Source organism: Neorhizobium turbinariae, from assembly GCF_023223505.1.
GTDB classification, from domain to species: Bacteria; Pseudomonadota; Alphaproteobacteria; order Rhizobiales; family Rhizobiaceae; genus Neorhizobium; species Neorhizobium turbinariae.
Genome location: NZ_JALPRY010000017.1, coordinates 60,657 through 73,900, shown reverse-complemented (window position 1 = coordinate 73,900; position 13,244 = coordinate 60,657). Strand labels below are relative to the sequence as shown.

Below are 13,244 nucleotides of genomic sequence, written 5' to 3'. Positions count from 1 at the left end.
TCCCGGGTCAGCTCTCAGTGCAAATCAACACCCGTGAACGCATGCTGCGTGGGGTCGATGTGCTTGCGGATGCTGTAAAGGTGACGCTTGGTCCGAAGGGCCGCAACGTCGTCATCAACAAATCCTTCGGCGCGCCTCGCATCACCAAGGATGGCGTTTCCGTCGCCAAGGAAATCGAACTCGAAGACAAGTTCGAGAATATGGGCGCGCAGATGGTGCGCGAGGTCGCTTCGAAGACCAATGATCTTGCCGGCGACGGCACCACGACGGCCACCGTGCTGGCGCAGGCAATCGTGAAGGAAGGCGCCAAGGCGGTCGCTGCCGGCATGAACCCGATGGACCTGAAGCGCGGTATCGATCTGGCGGTCGACGCGGTGGTCAAGGAGTTGAAGGCGAACGCGCGCAAGATCACCAGCAATGCCGAGATCGCCCAGGTCGGCACCATCTCGGCCAACGGTGATGACGAAATCGGCCGCTACCTTGCCGAAGCCATGGAAAAGGTCGGTAATGAGGGCGTTATCACCGTCGAGGAAGCCAAGACCGCTGAAACCGAACTGGAAGTCGTTGAAGGCATGCAGTTCGACCGCGGTTACCTGTCGCCCTACTTCGTGACGAACCAGGACAAGATGCGGGTCGAGCTCGAGGATCCCTATATCCTGATCCACGAAAAGAAGCTTTCCAACCTGCAGGCCATGCTGCCGGTTCTCGAAGCGGTGGTTCAGTCCGGCAAGCCGCTGCTCATCATCGCGGAAGATGTTGAAGGCGAAGCCCTTGCCACGCTCGTCGTCAACAAGCTGCGTGGCGGCCTGAAGATCGCTGCCGTCAAGGCGCCTGGTTCCGGCGATCGCCGCAAGGCCATGCTCGAAGACATCGCCATCCTCACGGGCGGCACTGTCATCTCCGAAGACCTTGGCATCAAGCTCGAGAACGTCACGCTCGACATGCTCGGCCGCGCCAAGAAGGTCTCGATCGAGAAGGAAAACACCACCATCATTGATGGTGCGGGTTCGAAGTCCGACATCGACGGCCGGACCACGCAGATCCGCGCCCAGATCGAAGAAACCACTTCAGACTATGACCGCGAAAAGCTGCAGGAGCGTCTTGCCAAGCTCGCTGGCGGTGTTGCCGTCATCCGCGTGGGTGGCTCCACCGAAGTCGAGGTCAAGGAAAAGAAGGATCGCGTTGATGACGCGCTGCATGCAACGCGTGCGGCTGTCGAGGAGGGCATCCTGCCTGGTGGCGGCGTCGCGCTTCTGCGTGCCGTGAAGGCGCTTGATGGCATCGCTACGCCGAATGCTGACCAGCGCGTCGGCGTCGACATCGTTCGCCGTGCAATCGAGGCGCCAGTGCGCCAGATCGCCCAGAACGCCGGCGCCGAAGGCTCGGTCATCGTTGGCAAGCTGCGCGAAACGAGCGACTTTTCCTACGGCTGGAATGCCCAGACCGGTGAGTATGGCGACCTTTATGCCCAGGGCGTCATCGACCCGGCCAAGGTTGTCCGCACGGCCCTTCAGGATGCCGCGTCCGTTGCTGGCCTGCTGGTGACGACGGAAGCAATGATCGCCGAGAAGCCGAAGAAGGAAGCGGCACCGGCCATGCCTGCCGGCGGCGGCATGGACTTCTAAAACATGCAAGGCCTTGGCCCGTCCCACACAGGACGGGCCTTTTTTATGTGCGGTGCCAGATAGCTGCTCACTCCAGCTCGTCTTCTTCTTCCGCCGACAACAGGTCGACCAGTGTCGCGACCCGCCCCGTCGGCAGGCGACGGCCCTCGCTCATCAAGGCTTCGTCATTGTTGATCCAGGCGAACGCCTCCGCCAGTTCGGCCTGCGTCGCGCCGGTCGCGATGAGATCGGCTGCAAGGCTTTCATCGACCGGTCCCAGAACGGCCGTGACGTCTTTCGAAGTCATTGTCATATCCGTCTCCTCCATGTCTTGACCAACCCAATGTGGTGGAGAGCTGCGAAAGATCAAATTTTTCAACGCCGAAGTCGTCACCTCTTGAACAGCTAAAAGACTGTTTTATATCATTATTAGTCGGTTGCCCAATCGGGGACCGACCTGTCCGGGAGGCGTCGCTGGCTCTTGGCGCCTCCTTCGTTCCATGTTGCTTAAGGAGGATATGGCTATGAGGACAAACTTCGATTTTTCGCCCCTGTTCCGGTCGAGCATCGGCTTTGACCGCCTGTTCGATGCACTTGAAAGCGCGAGCCGCATCGAGACGATCGACAACTGGCCGCCTTACGACATCATCAAGACCGGTGACGATGATTACCGGATCACCATGGCGGTGGCGGGCTTCTCCGAGCCCGAACTGACCATCACCCAGGAGCAGAACATGCTCTTCGTGTCGGGCCAGAAAGATGCTTCGGAAGAGGTACGATACCTTTATCGCGGTATCGCCGGTCGTTCGTTCCAGCGCAGGTTCGAGCTTGCCGACCACGTCAAGGTCACGGGGGCGCGGCTTGACAACGGCCTGCTGTCCATCGACCTGAAGCGGGAAATCCCCGAGGAGATGAAACCGCGGCAGATCGAGATTTCGACTGGCATGGCTCTGCCGAAGATGGAGACCAAGCAGATCGAGGCAGAGAAGCAGGCTGCTTAAGCTCCCAACAAGGGCTTACCTAACGGGGCGCCGGATTGTCCGGCGCCTTTTCCTTTTTACCTTTTTGAACCAGCTTTCGGCCTCGCGGACCTCCATATTCGCCTGTTTCTCACCAGCTTCTCTCTGGCATGATCAAAAGATGACGCCTGCGCGTTGAAAAACAGGGGCGCAACGTTACTGTTAGCTGCGGAAAGTGGCGGGGAACGATGGCGACACAATTACTTCCAAGGATCATCAGCGGCGTTGAGGGCCTGGACCAGATTCTGGGCGGCGGCTTCATTGAGGGCGCCTCCTATATCATCCAGGGCCAGCCGGGCGCGGGCAAGACCATCCTGTCGAACCAGGTGGCGTTTGCGAATGTCGTCAACGGACGACGCGTGCTTTACGTTACGCTTCTTGCGGAGACGCATGACCGGCTTTTCCAGGTGCTTGGCACGCTTGACTTCTTCGACCGCAGCCAACTGGGGATGACGATTTCTTATGTAAGCGTTTTCCAGACCCTGCGCGACAACAGCCTGTCGGAAGTGGTGAGCCTCGTCCGCAAGGAAATCGCCCGGCAGGGTGCGACACTTCTGGTATTCGACGGTCTGCTGAATGCTCGTGACAGGGCAGACTCGCCGCTGGACGTGAAGACCTTCGTGGCCGAGATCCAGAGCCAGGCAGCCTTCGTGGGTTGCACGGTGCTGTTTCTCACCAGCACGCGTCTTGCCGATGACAGTCCCGAACACACCATGGTCGATGGCGTGATCGAACTTCACGAGGAGGTGCTTGGGGTACGCTCTGTCCGCCGGCTCCAGGTCAAGAAGTCCCGCGGCAGTCCGGCGCTGGGTGGCCTGCACCAGTTCGAGATCACCTCATCCGGGCTTGTGAGCTATCCCCGCCTTGAGGCGGTCCTGCAGCGTCCGTCCGTAGAGACAGAGCCTGAAGCCCGAACCGTTCAGTCTGGTGTCGAGGGCTTCGACAACCTGCTTGGCGGCGGGCTGCCGACCGGTTCCGTCACGCTGGTCTTCGGGCCATCGGGCGCAGGCAAGACCGCGGTGGGTTTGAGTTTCCTTGCAAGAGCAAGCAAGGAAGAGCCGGCGCTGCATTTTGGTTTCTACGAGACGCCGGCGCGGCTGCGGGCGAAGGCGCGGGCGCTTGGCGTCGATATCGAAAGCCGGATCGAGGCAGGCGATCTTGAGATCATCTGGAACCCGATGACCGAGAACCTGCTCGACAAGCTCGGGCACCAGCTGCTTCAGGCGATCCACCAACGCAAGGTGAAGAGGCTCTTCATCGACGGACTGGGCGGCTTCCAGCGAGCCGCCGTGCACCAGCTGCGCATGACCGAGTTTCTATCGGCTTTGACCAACGAGCTGCGGGCGCTCGGGGTGACGACCTTGGCGACGTGGGAGCTTCGCGACCTGTTCGGCCCAACGCTGACGGCGCCAGGTTCGGAGCTTTCAAGCCTGATCGACAACCTGGTGATGCTGCGCCACATCGAGGCGGAGTCCCGATACATCAAAGCACTGTCGATCCTGAAGGTCAGGGACAGTGCATTCGATCCGGCAATCCACGAGATCAGCTTTGGGAACACAGGGATACGGATCGATGTTCCGCTACCACCAGTCGTCAACGCGGCTACAGGATTAGCGACACCTCTTTCAACGTGAACGTGTCATGTCGAGGAAACGAGAGCAGTTGACATGGCGCTGATTGTCATCGCGGAAGACGAGTTTCTGATAGCCGATGTGCTCAGCATCATGCTGGAAGAGGCCGGCCATGAGGTGGAGGCTGCACCGCATGGGCTCGCGGCACTGACGCTCGTGAAGGAACGGCGCCCCGAGCTTGTCATCACCGATTTCATGATGCCCCTGATGACGGGTCTGGAGCTTGCACAGGCGATCCGGGAGGATGATGAACTATCCCAGATTCCGATCATCCTGGTAAGCGGCGCGCAGGCAAGCATCGGGCGGGCACATCCGGAGATGTTCGACGCCGTCCTCGACAAGCCCTATAACGAGGTGCGTCTTCTGGAAGCGGTGGACCAGGTCTTGGACACCAAGCTGGCGCGCTGATTTTCACATGAGCCGGCGAGATGAATTTCAAGCCGCGAAGAGCTGATCTAATTAAATTCCCTGCCCGTCATTGACTTAAGGCGCCTGGCCCCCTATCTACTGGTTATCGATATTTTCTTGCCGAGTTTGGTTACTACGCGATTGGCACCGCGTGTTGAACGACCCTCCCTTTAAAGCATCGTTACATCATCCGCGACGCATCAAGCGTGGCGACTTCTTCTATTGCTATTGAAAGGGTTCATCATGACCAGTGGCACAGTAAAATGGTTCAACTCCACCAAGGGCTTCGGATTCATCCAGCCTGACGACGGCGGCGCTGACGCATTCGTACACATCTCGGCCGTCGAGCGCTCCGGTATGCGCGAGCTCGTAGAAGGCCAGAAGGTTTCCTACGAACTTGAGCGCGACCGCAAGTCGGGCAAGATGTCGGCCTGCAATCTCCAGGCCGCTTGATCCAATCTCTGCTTTCCGTTGACCACGGATGTACTGGCACCGCTGAAAGCATGAGACGACGTGAGGTCAGGCAATAGCCTGGCCTTTTTTCTTTTTCCCGAAGCGAATTATCTGAGGTGATATCTTGAAAACCACCCGAAACAGCGACATCGCCGACAGGCGTACCGCTGCGACCGAAGCGAAAGCCGCGCAGCTCCAGGCCTACAAGGCCGCCCAGGAAGCCGCCGCTCCGCTTCGCGAAGCAAAGCAGGCCGAGCGCATTGCGATCGCCGAGGCTCGTGAGGCCCGTCAGGCCGAACGCCGGCAGGCAAAGCTCGAAGAGCAGAACCGCGCCGCCGCCGAGGCAGCTGAACGCGAAGCCGCAGCCCAGTCTGCCGCCCGCGCTGAAACCGAAGCCCGCGAACAGGCCGAGAAGAACCGCATCACGCGCGTTCTCGAAGACGAAGCGGCCCGCAAGGCCGAGCGTGACCGCAAATACGCCGCCCGCAAAGCGCGCCAGGCCTGAGCCGAACCTCACACTTACTCAATACGACCCCTAGTCTTGCCACGATGGCAGTCCAATCTGCGACAGCAGCCATGGAACACGTCCTGTCGATGAGCGGCCGGGTCTCTCAAAGCCGATAAAGGAGTAACTCACATGAACAGTCCCGCCACCACCACTGCTGCGCTTGCCGTCGAACTGACGCCGACCCAGGTTCGTGGCCTCAAGCTTGCCAAGGATGGCGATCTTCATCCGCAGGGCGAGAAGAAGTGGACGCACCTCAACGCCCAGGTCACCTATGCGCGTTCCGACCGCTTCAAGGAGCGCCCGATCAAGGTCAAGTTCGCGACGACCGCCACCGTCGACCAATTGCGCGAATACGGCCTGATCCGCGAGCTGGACGATAGTGCACCGGCCGGCGAAACTGCCCATGGCATTACCATGGCTGGCAAGATGTGGCTGCTGACGCACAAATAAGCGCGAGGGGTGACTTGAGGTGAGCGGATGGGCTGAACTCGACGGGCAGCACGACATGGCGCTCGCGGAGCCTGATTCCGCCGAAGCATCCTGGGATTGCCAGACATGCGGCGCCTGCTGTTCATACTCATCCGAATGGCCCCGCTTCACGATGGAGAGCGATGAAGCGCTCGACCTCATTCCGCCTCAGTTCGTCGCTGCAGATGAACGCGGGATGCGATGCGATAACGAACGCTGCTCAGCCCTTGCGGGCCGGGTCGGCGTCAGCACCTCCTGCACGATCTACGAAGTGCGCCCGGATGTTTGTCGGGCATGCTCCCCCGGAGACCATGCCTGCCGCACCGCCCGCGCGGCATTCGGGCTGATCTAGCGACAGAGCACAAAGGTTACCCGCGTCACTGCAGGGTGTTGTTGCTACCCGTCTTCTCTTCAAGGTTAAGAAATTCAGCCAGCGTTTTTGCAAATCGCTCCTGGAGCAGCACCATCGGCTCCTTGGCCAGTACCACGGCCAGTTCCGTTGCCGTGTCTATGACCGACCAGGAGCCATCTTCCTCCTGAATGGCTTCATATTTTGTGCGCTGCTTGGTCAAGATGCTCTGTGGCTTCGGCTTTGACGGCTAACCCGTCATCCTTGTCGTGGTTGCACCAGACTGAAACGAAAAGTGTTTTAGCACAACCTCAACCATCGTTCAGACGTCCTTACCTGCCCCGTGGCGCAGCATCAGCGACAGGAATCGGCACAGGGTGGGTAAATTTACGGAGGCCGATTGTCGCATCCGTTAACGCGGCAACTCTAGGTTCAACCTCAATCAATGCCTGGTGCGAATGAGGGAACTATGAGTGCAGCGACCAAACTGGAATACGGCAGCAGATTCGGCTCTTCGGTGGTGAAGGTGGCGAAGGCGTCTATTCTGGCCCATGCCGATCCAGGCCATTCAGCCAACGGTGCTCCCCGGTACTCGCGCTGGTTCCATGGCGAGGATGGCAACCGGGAACCGATGGCAACTTCGATGAAGAAGTTCCGCAAGATCGACCCTTCCATGGCCGCAGCGGAAGTCGCCGCCATTACCAAGGAAAACATGGCGATTCTCGGCGCGGATGCATGCGAACTGTTCGTTTCCCGCCTGCCGCGAGAACATCGCATGCGCAAGGCGATCCGCTCCGCGGTTCTGCCAACGGCACCCTATTTCGGCCTCTGTAAGTTCGGCGAAGTGGTTGTGGAGCGCGCCGCGGACAAGTTTCACATAACCCAGATCTTCATCACGAACTTCGACGGCGAGGTTGAAACTTCCGACAACGCCAATTTCTGCACCCCGGTCAACAACAAGTTCGACCAGATGCTGTTCGGTGTCCATGTAATCGTCGACAGGCTGGGCAACCGGATCGGCTTTGACCGTGAGAGAGGCGAAGACGGGCTGGCCTTCAAGACGAAGAATATCGGCCAGGCCCTGTTCCACATCGCCTCCGAAAGCACCGGTATTCCGATTGAAGTCCTGCAGACGCGCGCGGCTGCCGCGAAAAACGCGGGCAAATCGGCCGGTTGAGCTTCACGTCGTGACTTGAGATCGACCGTCGCGACGGATCCACGCTCGCGGCGGCTGGCGCATCATCGACGGGAGCATCTTCTGCTCGCAGTCAAAGAAGCATCATGGCCAAGAGCAACCTTTTCAACACTGTCGCGCAGAAGATGCTCGACGCTTGGATCGAAACCGACCCGGCCGAGCCCGTGGAACCACTACAGGTCTACGCCGGTGTGCTTGACCTGCTTTCCATCAAGATGCGCCTGACGGTGATCACGGTGAACGGGGCCGACCCGCTGGAATGGCACATGAAGGCCGTTCGCCATTCCGGCTTCACCTCCAGCCTGTTCAACGTCAACAAGATCTTTGAAGACCAGAGGATCGGTGACTTCAAGGACCAGACCTACATGGCGAACGCCGTGATCCCGCGGCTGAAGCAGGTTATCGAAAACCAGCAGCCCTCGATCGAGCTCGTCAAGACGCAGTTATTCGGCATCAATCTCGGCTACGACCGGATCCTGATCCCGCAGAGAACCACCGGGCGGCCGCAGTGGGTCATCTCATCAAGCTACGCCCGCTTCCTTCTCGACACGCCGAAGACCTACGGGAAATTCGATGTCGACGAGGAGGCGGTCGTCCAGCTTCTGCTGGAAGGCTGCACTGCCAAGGAAATCGCGGCGCAGCTTGGTCTCTCCAACCGCACCGTCGAACACCGGCTCGACAAGCTGAAGACCCGCTTCGGTGCCCGAAATCTCGTGCACCTCGTCGTCATGCTTCTCGGGGGGCACCTGAACCGCGAGCAGGTGTGACGCGGGTAGCTGCGCCTAGATGCCCGACCCATCGAGTTCTTCTTCGCCCTTGCCCTCCCAAGCCGAGGGAAACGTCATCTGGTCAATATTGGCCTGCGGCATCGGCATCCAGCACTTCACTTCCGGCTCGGCATATTCCACGACCCGTCCAGGAACGGAATCGGATGAACGCCATGCTTCTCCGCCAAACCGGTCTGCATTGGACCAATAAACAAGGTCGACGGCTCCCGGACCCTGTTCCGACGGGCGTATCGTCACGAGGATGCGACTTCCGTCCTTTGGTGCGGTTCGCATCTGTCGCCAGCTACCCGGCTCTTCCATTCATGCCTCCTTCTTGAGCAGAAGTCGCCAAGTGTGACCTTAGCGGCGGCCGTGGTCAACGCGTCCTGCGCAGGAACAAGGGGGTGCTGCCTGCTCAGCCGGTAAGGCGCGGGCTCGAGACGATCTTCAGGAAGAGGCTGTTCATCGCATCGGTGATGCCTTCCGATGGGCCCACTTCGAAGAAGTAGCCGGGCGTCGCGCAGCTTTGCATGCGGGTGGCGATCTCGGGCTGGAACGGCTTGATCCAGGTGTTGTACCAATTGTTGGTCGGCAGTGGCAGATAGGTGGTGTAGAGCACCGCGATCTTGTAGCCGCGTTTCTTCAAGTGCTCGCAAACGCGGATGTCGATCGGCTCCTGGCAGCGCGTGCCGGTGAGCTTCTTCGTGCAGCTTTGCGGCTTCTTGCTGTCGTTGACGCCATCGGAAACAAAGAAGACGATCTTTTCGGGACTCGCGGCCGTCAGTCCGGTGCCGGGATGTCCGAGCTTGGTGCTGAGATCCTGCAGTGCCCGGTCGAAATCGGTCTGCTGGTCGCTATCATAACCCTGGTAGGGGATCGACATGAGGTCGATCAGCGACGCCTTCTCCTTGGCCTCCTTCAGGTTGTCCGTCAACGACACGACTTCCAGGAGCTTGCGGTCCTCGGCCTTCTGGCCAAAGGTGTAGACGGCCATGCGGTACTGGTTCGGGCTCTTGCGCACCGAAACCGCGGTGTCCATCAGCGCTGCGGTCGCCTGGGCAACCACGTTGATGCGGATCGTGACGCCGAGCGACTTTGCCTTGTTGTAGTAGCTGTTCAGGTCCTCCACCCCGTCCTTCACGATGTGGCAGGCGAAGGCGCATTTGTCGGGGGTATTGGCGACCATCTTGTTGATGTCGGCCGTTGTTGCGGCAACGCCCATGGAGGGCGTGTTGTCGAGCAGCAGGAAGAAATCGCGGAAAGTTTCGGTCTGGAAGACGGTGGACGCTTGTCCGGAGACGGTGATGCTGTCCTTGCCGATGACCCGGAGAAGAGTGGTGGGAACCGATGCGGTATAGTTGAAGACGGCCTTCAACTGGTTGTCGTCACGTTTGACGGCCGCCGAGCTGTTCTGCAGCGTCACGCCGGTCATTGCCGCGACCTGCGAGTTGAAGAAATCTTCCGCGTCCTTGATGCCGAATGGCACGTCGCCGTTGTTGCTCATCAGCATGGCCTGCTTGAAGGCCGCTGATTTTTCCGCGATCGCAGCAAGTGCGGCGGAGTCTGCGGCATCCTGCAACTGCGTCTTGCGGCTCAGGGCTTCCGCAACGTCGATTGCCACGCCGGCAATGCCAAGCAGAGGCACGACGAGCAACGCGCTCATGATGCCGAAATTCCCGGAGCGGTCGTTCAAAAAGCGCGAAAGCATGGCGATTCCTGCTGCTGGTCAACAGAGGATCGCACAAAACCTGTAAGTCTCAGGTTTCCAAAGGTAGTTAAGAAGTTTTGCCAGCCAGCGTGGCTGCTGATGCCGCGCGCGCTATTGGCGCTAGGAGGGAGGAAATTAGCGGTTCACGTCATTCGCCATGTCGTCTCCACCAATCTCTCTTCCCTCACCCTCAACGCGACGTCAGACCGGAGAGATTTACCGGGCCATCAGCAGCGTCCGCGTCATCGGGTGGTCGGGATCGATCAGCCCGTCCGGCACGTTGAAGTGATGCTTGTCCGGCTCGGCGTAAGCGGCAGTTTCGGCGCCAAGTCCGGTCCAGATGTTCGCAAGCAGGTCGTTCTGGCGCAGGAATTCGTTACGCTCGTTGCCGCCCACCCAGCAGAACAGCCGCGTCTCCGGCCCCGGCTCCAGCAGCACGACGCTTTCGCGTTGTGCCTCCTCCGGCGTTATGCGCAGACGCTCGTTGAGATTGGTGCGCATCAGCGGGCGCAGGTCATGGACGCCCGAAATCGAGATCGTGTTGCCGATGCGGGCGCGTACCTCCGCGGGCAGGGGTGAGGTTGCCGAGATCATGCGGGAAACGAGATGGCCGCCGGCGGAATGGCCGGTCAGGTGGATCGGACCCTCGAATCTTTGCGCCACGGTGGTGATTGCTTGGCCAACTTCGGCGACAATGTCCGTGATATGGACCTCCGGGCAGAGCGTGTAGGTCGGCATGGCGACCGCAAAGCCATGTGCGACCGAGCCTTGGGCAAGATGCGACCAATAGGAGTTGTCGAGGCTTTGCCAGTAGCCGCCATGCACGAAGACGACGAGGCCACGGGGCTTGTCCTTCGGCAGGAACAGGTCATAGACGTTGCGGACGCGATCGCCATAGCGCAGCCCAAGCTCCGCCTGGCCGGCTGCAAGCATGCTGTCGCGGTAGTTCTTGGCCGGCGCGACCCATTTTTCCGGCCATGCAGAGCCGCCGGCAATGTTGGCGCCGTTGGTATAGGCATCGCTCCAGTCGTTGATGCGGTGATAGATCATCTTTCCTCCTTGCGTCACGGGCGGTGGTGGGCCGGTCGGCGCCTAAAGCACCGTGCGCACACGCCAAAGTTCCGGGAATAGCTCGACTTCGAGCATTTTCTTGAGATAGTGGGTGCCGGACGTGCCGCCGGTGCCTCGCTTGAAGCCGATCACCCGTTCGACCGTCGTCACGTGGTTGAAGCGCCAGCGGCGGAAATAGTCTTCGAAGTCGACCAGCTTCTCTGCGAGCTCATAGAGGTCCCAGTGCTTGCCGGGTGCGGCATACACCGCCCGCCACGCCTCCATGACCTTCGGATTTTCAGCACGTGTCTCGCGCCAGTTCGTCCGATTTGCCTCGTCGCCGATGTCAAAGCCGTTGCGGGACAGCAGCAGCAGCGCCTCATCATAAAGGCTCGGGCGCGACAGGATGTCTTCAAGCGAGGCCAGCAGATCAGGACGATGCGAATGCGGCCCGAGCATCGCCGTATTGCGGTTGCCTGCCAGGAATTCGATCGCCCGGTACTGGTACGACTGGAAACCGGAGGACTGGCCAAGCGCGTTGCGGAATTCGGTATACTCGCTGGGCGTCATGGTGCGCAGCACGTCCCAGGCGTTGTTGAGCTGTTCGAAGATGCGGGCAACGCGCGTCAGCATCTTGAATGCCGGCTGCGGTGTGTCGCCACGGATCGCATCCATGGCCGAGCGGATTTCGTGGATGGCAAGTTTCATCCACAGTTCCGACGTCTGGTGCTGGATGATGAAAAGCAACTCGTCATGCGCATCCGAGAGCGGCGACTGCGCCTTCAGTACGTCGTCCAGCCGAAGATAATCGGTATAGGACATCTTCTGCCGGAACGACATCTCGGCGCCTTCATCGGCAGGGTTGTATGGCTTCGTGCTCACGTCACCAGAGCCTTCTGCTTGTATTCGGGCGTGTCCCACAGCCGGTTCTGCATGATGTCGGCGAGGATATCGACGGCCGCGAGTACATCTGCCTCGCTCGTGTAAAGCGGCGTGAAGCCGAAGCGGATGGCGTTTGGGGCACGGAAATCGCCGATCACGCCGCGGGCAATCAGCGCCTGCATGATCGCGTAACCTTCCTCATGCAGGAAGGAGATCTGGCTGCCGCGCTTGGCGCCGTCGCGCGGCGAACCGAGCGTCAGCATCGGGCAGCGCTTTTCCACCTCGTTGACGAAGAGGTCGCAGAGCTTGATCGACTGGCGCCGCACATCCTGCATGTCGACGCCTTCCCAGGCATCAAGGGCTGCGTCGAGCGCAGCCAGCCCAATGATCGGTGGTGTGCCGACGCGCATCCGGTCGACGCCGGCGCCCGGGCGATAATCAAGATCGAAAGCGAACGGAGCATCATGGCCAAGCCAACCGGAAAGGGCAGGGCGAACCTTGTCAGCATGTCGCGGTGAGACATAAACGAAGGCGGGCGCGCCCGGGCCGCCGTTCAGGTATTTGTAGGTGCAGCCAACGGCAAAGTCGGCTTTGGCGCCGGCAAGATCGACCGGCAGGGCGCCGGCGCTGTGTGCAAGGTCCCATACCGTAACGGCACCAACCGAATGTGCCTTCTGCGTCAGCGCCTTCATGTCGTGCAGGCGCCCGGTGCGGTAATCCACCTCCGTCAGCATCACCACAGCCACGTTCTCATCGATTGCGGCTTCGACATCTTCCGGTTCGACGATCTTCAACTCGTGACCGCGCGCCAGCGAGCCGATCAGGCCCTGTGCGATGTAAAGATCGGACGGGAAGTTGCCGCTGTCCGACAGGATGACCTTACGCTCCGGCACCAGGTCGAGCGCCGAAGCAAGCGCCTGGTAGACCTTGATCGACAAGGTATCGCCCATCACGACCGAGCCTTCTTCGGCACCGATCAGGCGGCCGACACGGTCGCCGATCTTACGGGGCATCATCATCCAGCCGGCCTGGTTCCAGCCCTTGATGAGCATCTCGCCCCACTCGTCTGACAGGAGGCGGGCAACCCGCTCCTTGGCTGCAATCGGAAGCGGCCCAAGCGAGTTGCCATCCAGATAGATGACACCCTGTGGAAGATGGAAAAGAGAACGCGTTTGGTCGAAAGAAGTCATTCGGTAAATCCT

General features: G+C 60.1%; 17 protein-coding genes. 10 read left to right on the top strand and 7 right to left on the bottom strand.

The window, feature by feature from the left end; genetic code table 11:
- Positions 1-41 precede the first annotated feature (41 nt).
- Positions 42-1,625, top strand: coding sequence for a chaperonin GroEL (gene groL / locus M0654_RS15955; RefSeq protein ID WP_248683967.1), 1,584 nt, complete (start codon positions 42-44; stop codon positions 1,623-1,625).
- Positions 1,626-1,692: 67 nt separating this feature from the next.
- Here groL and M0654_RS15950 read toward each other — a convergent pair whose 3' ends face one another.
- Entirely contained in the window at positions 1,693-1,917 is a 225-nt protein-coding gene (locus M0654_RS15950) for a hypothetical protein (protein WP_118851047.1), read from the bottom strand.
- Between the two features lie 211 nt (positions 1,918-2,128).
- On the opposite strand from M0654_RS15950, the gene M0654_RS15945 reads away from it, so the two are divergent.
- The 7 genes from M0654_RS15945 to M0654_RS15915 all read left to right on the top strand — a co-directional run bounded on the left by M0654_RS15945 (position 2,129) and on the right by M0654_RS15915 (position 6,443).
- Positions 2,129-2,605 carry an Hsp20 family protein gene (locus M0654_RS15945; RefSeq protein WP_248683962.1) on the top strand — a complete coding sequence of 159 codons (477 nt, stop codon included), beginning with the start codon at positions 2,129-2,131 and terminating at the stop codon, positions 2,603-2,605.
- A 206-nt stretch (positions 2,606-2,811) separates the two neighbouring features.
- Positions 2,812-4,257 carry an ATPase domain-containing protein gene (locus tag M0654_RS15940; RefSeq protein ID WP_248683961.1) on the top strand — a complete coding sequence of 482 codons (1,446 nt, stop codon included), beginning with the start codon at positions 2,812-2,814 and terminating at the stop codon, positions 4,255-4,257.
- Positions 4,258-4,290: 33 nt separating this feature from the next.
- Positions 4,291-4,662 carry a response regulator gene (locus tag M0654_RS15935; RefSeq protein WP_248683960.1) on the top strand — a complete coding sequence of 124 codons (372 nt, stop codon included), beginning with the start codon at positions 4,291-4,293 and terminating at the stop codon, positions 4,660-4,662.
- 243 nt (positions 4,663-4,905) lie between these two features.
- On the top strand, positions 4,906-5,115 hold the full coding sequence (locus M0654_RS15930; RefSeq protein WP_248683959.1) for a cold-shock protein: 210 nt from the start codon (positions 4,906-4,908) through the stop codon (positions 5,113-5,115).
- Between the two features lie 124 nt (positions 5,116-5,239).
- A complete protein-coding gene (locus M0654_RS15925; RefSeq protein ID WP_118851042.1) occupies positions 5,240-5,620 on the top strand; it encodes a DUF6481 family protein in 381 nt (126 codons plus the stop codon).
- A gap of 132 nt (positions 5,621-5,752) precedes the next feature.
- On the top strand, positions 5,753-6,073 hold the full coding sequence (locus M0654_RS15920) for a hypothetical protein (RefSeq protein ID WP_118851041.1): 321 nt from the start codon (positions 5,753-5,755) through the stop codon (positions 6,071-6,073).
- 55 nt (positions 6,074-6,128) lie between these two features.
- Positions 6,129-6,443 (top strand): YkgJ family cysteine cluster protein, encoded by a 315-nt coding sequence (locus M0654_RS15915; RefSeq protein ID WP_248683966.1) that lies wholly within the window; start codon positions 6,129-6,131, stop codon positions 6,441-6,443.
- Between the two features lie 25 nt (positions 6,444-6,468).
- On the opposite strand, the gene M0654_RS15910 is transcribed toward M0654_RS15915, so the two are convergent.
- Positions 6,469-6,663, bottom strand: coding sequence for a hypothetical protein (locus M0654_RS15910; protein WP_118851039.1), 195 nt, complete (start codon positions 6,661-6,663; stop codon positions 6,469-6,471).
- A 246-nt stretch (positions 6,664-6,909) separates the two neighbouring features.
- Here M0654_RS15910 and M0654_RS15905 point away from each other — a divergent pair, with 246 nt between their 5' ends.
- A complete protein-coding gene (locus tag M0654_RS15905) occupies positions 6,910-7,617 on the top strand; it encodes a hypothetical protein (RefSeq protein WP_248683958.1) in 708 nt (235 codons plus the stop codon).
- Positions 7,618-7,721: 104 nt separating this feature from the next.
- The gene (locus tag M0654_RS15900) at positions 7,722-8,402 is read left to right on the top strand and encodes a helix-turn-helix domain-containing protein (protein WP_248683957.1); all 681 of its coding nucleotides are present in this window, start codon (positions 7,722-7,724) and stop codon (positions 8,400-8,402) included.
- A gap of 15 nt (positions 8,403-8,417) precedes the next feature.
- Here M0654_RS15900 and M0654_RS15895 read toward each other — a convergent pair whose 3' ends face one another.
- From M0654_RS15895 to kynU, 5 genes are all read right to left on the bottom strand, one after another.
- Positions 8,418-8,723: a hypothetical protein gene (locus tag M0654_RS15895; RefSeq protein ID WP_248683956.1), complete on the bottom strand. Its 306-nt coding sequence runs from the start codon at positions 8,721-8,723 to the stop codon at positions 8,418-8,420.
- A gap of 94 nt (positions 8,724-8,817) precedes the next feature.
- Positions 8,818-10,110, bottom strand: a complete 1,293-nt coding sequence (locus M0654_RS15890; protein ID WP_248683955.1) for a TadE/TadG family type IV pilus assembly protein — start codon at positions 10,108-10,110, stop codon at positions 8,818-8,820.
- A 216-nt stretch (positions 10,111-10,326) separates the two neighbouring features.
- On the bottom strand, positions 10,327-11,160 hold the full coding sequence (locus M0654_RS15885; RefSeq protein ID WP_248683954.1) for an alpha/beta hydrolase: 834 nt from the start codon (positions 11,158-11,160) through the stop codon (positions 10,327-10,329).
- A gap of 42 nt (positions 11,161-11,202) precedes the next feature.
- The gene (gene kynA, locus M0654_RS15880) at positions 11,203-12,042 is read right to left on the bottom strand and encodes a tryptophan 2,3-dioxygenase (RefSeq protein WP_248683953.1); all 840 of its coding nucleotides are present in this window, start codon (positions 12,040-12,042) and stop codon (positions 11,203-11,205) included.
- Complete coding sequence (gene kynU, locus M0654_RS15875; protein WP_248683952.1) at positions 12,039-13,232, bottom strand: kynureninase; 1,194 nt, start codon at positions 13,230-13,232, stop codon at positions 12,039-12,041. The genes kynA and kynU overlap by 4 nt, the downstream gene beginning before the upstream one ends.
- Positions 13,233-13,244: the final 12 nt, after the last annotated feature.